At 54.4% G+C, this 296-nt stretch carries 1 protein-coding gene; it reads right to left on the reverse strand.

Annotation, left to right across the window (positions count from 1 at the left end):
- A partial coding sequence (locus tag EN818_RS31935) for a CoA transferase (RefSeq protein WP_135906754.1) occupies positions 1-296 on the reverse strand: 296 nt, incomplete at both ends.

A 296-nucleotide genomic window follows, 5' to 3' on the forward strand; every position in this document is an offset into this window, starting at 1 on the left:
TTGAAAGATCCGCCACTTCGTTCAGTCGGCCATATGCCAAACCGGCTGCCTCAAGCTCCTGCATTGCTTCGTGGCAGGATAGTTCGGAAAAACGCAGTTCAATGATCTCATCAAGTTGCGCCCCGTGACCGAGGCGCTCCATATTATCGGCAAAACCAGGTGCGCGCGTGAGCGCCGGCTGCTTCAGGAATTTCTCGCAGAAATTTACCCATTCGCGGTCATTCTGAACCGAAAAGATGACGTCTTTGCCATCGGCACAACGATAGGCGCCATACGGCGCAAGCGACGGGTGTTTC

Origin of the sequence: Mesorhizobium sp. M3A.F.Ca.ET.175.01.1.1 (assembly GCF_004791945.1) — a bacterium.
Lineage (GTDB): Bacteria > Pseudomonadota > Alphaproteobacteria > Rhizobiales > Rhizobiaceae > Mesorhizobium.